The sequence below is a fragment of the Streptomyces mutomycini genome (assembly GCF_001700505.1).
GTDB classification, from domain to species: Bacteria; Actinomycetota; Actinomycetes; order Streptomycetales; family Streptomycetaceae; genus Streptomyces; species Streptomyces mutomycini.
In genome coordinates this window covers 1-1,633 of sequence record NZ_MAPV01000376.1, presented here as the reverse complement: position 1 = coordinate 1,633, position 1,633 = coordinate 1, and the positions used below count along the sequence as shown (strand labels likewise).

Here is a 1,633-nt window from a genome sequence, read left to right as displayed (position 1 = left end):
ACGCAGCTTCGCTCGAGCGTTCGCCAGCCGGCCTCGCCGGGCGCACTTCACGGTCGCCTCACCGGAACAGCTGTCGACCGTGCAGCCCGTAGATGCATAGAGACGATCGACGCTCGTGACGGGGTGGGCGTTCCGGGCAAGGCTAGTGGCCGGTTAGGTTCGCCGCATGACCGAATCACCACGAACGGCACTGCCACCTCTCGACAGCCCGCCTGGCGACCGGCTGGACGTCGTCTCGGCCTGGGACGCCGACACCCCGTATCAGGCCTGGCGGCCACAGATCCTGGTGCCGCCGACGTTCCGCCCGGCGACGCCGGCCCGAGTCTATGTCGCCGTGAACCAGAAGGGCGGGGCGGGCAAGACCACCACAGCGGTGGAGCTCGCCGCAGCCTGGGCTGCTGCTGGTCTTCGGGTCCGCGTAATCGACGCCGACCACCAGGAGGCCGCCCTGTCGGTGTGGCTGATGCCGCAGTACCCAGAGGGCTCGCCGCGCCACTCGCTGCGGTCGGTGTTCTTCGACGAGTGCACGCTGGCCGAGGCGACCTACCCGACCCTGTTCGAAGGCGTCGACGTCGTGCCGTCCGGGCTGGACCTGTCGCGGGTCGAGTACGAACGGCCGATCGGCGCGGAGAACGCCATCGCAGCCGCCATCGCTCAGGAGGCGCAAGAGGCCGGCGGACACTCGCCGTACGACGTGACCCTGATCGACGCGGCCCCGTCGCTTGGCCTGGTCACCGTGGCGGCCCTCACCGCCGGGGACGAGGCCCTCGTCCCCGTGAAGGTGGGCGGTCTGGACATGAAGGCGATGGCGTCGCTGGACCGCACGATCCGCAGCGTCCAGCGCAAGACGAACCCGAAGCTCAAGGTCGGGGCCGTCTTCCTCACCGCGTGGGACAAGAGCGACTTTGCCCGGCAACTCGCCACCAAGGTGTCCGAGGACTACCCGGACGCGGTGGTCGTGCCGATCCGGCGCAGTGTCCGGGCGGCGGAGGCCCCGATCGCAGAGCAGCCGGTGCGCCTCTACGCGCCGAAGTCGACAGCGGCCGGGGACTACGACCAGGCCGCGCACCTCTTCCTGCAGATGCCGGAGGCCGGAGCGTGAGCCGTCGTCGTGCCCTGGTCATGCCGTCGACCCGCAGCGCCGAGCCGGACGACGAGGAGCTGGAGGCCGGCACCGGCCAGAGGGAGGCCGCGGCCGCGCAGTCCGTTGGAGTCGTCGCCACGCTGACCGGCGCGGACGTGTCGACGCCCGTGTCCGTAGCGCAGCTCCCGACGCCGTATGACGTCGCCGATACCGTGACGGCCCCGCTGGACGACCAGCAGCGCGCGCACCTGGTCGTGTGCGAGCAGGCACTGACCGGCTTCCGGAAGTCGGTAATCGTCGCGGGCAAGGCGCTGGAGGTCATCAGCCGGGGCCGCCTGTACCGGGAGACGCACGCGACGTTCGTGGAGTACCTGGACGATGTATGGGAGATCCGGAAGTCACAGGCGTACCGGATGATCGAGGCGTGGCCGGTCGCCGCCGCAGTGTCCCCAATTGGGGACATCAACGAGGGGCAGGCCCGAGAGCTGCGGCCCGTCTTCACGGACTACGGCCAGGAGGCGGCCGTCGCCCTGTACCGCGAGGTGAAGG

1 protein-coding gene and 1 pseudogene are annotated in these 1,633 nt (G+C 70.4%); both read left to right on the top strand.

Annotated features, from left to right (window positions below):
- Positions 1–166 precede the first annotated feature (166 nt).
- The gene (locus BFF76_RS30540) at positions 167–1,102 is read left to right on the top strand and encodes a ParA family protein (RefSeq protein WP_079122537.1); all 936 of its coding nucleotides are present in this window, start codon (positions 167–169) and stop codon (positions 1,100–1,102) included.
- A pseudogene (locus BFF76_RS30535) lies at positions 1,099–1,633 on the top strand (hypothetical protein); the annotation flags it as partial. The gene BFF76_RS30540 and the pseudogene BFF76_RS30535, both read left to right, overlap by 4 nt.

Coding starts and splice junctions, on each gene's coding strand:
- BFF76_RS30540 (WP_079122537.1), top strand. CDS start 167: ATGACCGAATCACCACGAACGGCACTGCCACCTCTCGACAGCCCGCCT.